This window comes from Ureaplasma zalophigenitalium (assembly GCF_025780055.1).
Classification (GTDB): Bacteria; Bacillota_I; Bacilli_A; order Mycoplasmatales; family Mycoplasmoidaceae; genus Ureaplasma; species Ureaplasma zalophigenitalium.
Genome location: NZ_JAOXHJ010000042.1, coordinates 1 through 308 on the forward strand (window position 1 = coordinate 1; position 308 = coordinate 308).

Sequence of the window (308 nt, forward strand, 5' to 3'; positions counted from 1 at the left end):
TAAAACATACTCTTGCTGATCGTCTTTTTTAATAATTTCAGCCAAGGTTTTTTTGTAAAGATTATGGATTTCTTTTTTAAATTGTTTAATTATGATGTATCAGAATAAAAGAATGTTGCTTGTATTTACTTGCTTTTGACAATTATCAACAAATCATTGTTCGATATTAGCAATTAAATTAGGCGCAAATCAGGCTTTGTTTTGTTCAAAAAACTGGTTTCGAAAGATCTCTAATTGTAAAGAATTTTCGATTTTGGATTCTAAGAGTTTTTTGTTAATCCCCTCATCAGTTTTTAAATCAGTGGCAT

General features: G+C 27.6%; 1 protein-coding gene. It reads right to left on the bottom strand.

Features of this window, described 5'->3' with window-relative positions; all coding sequences use genetic code 4:
• A partial coding sequence (locus OF365_RS03265) for a hypothetical protein (protein ID WP_318031888.1) occupies window positions 1-308 on the bottom strand: 308 nt, incomplete at both ends.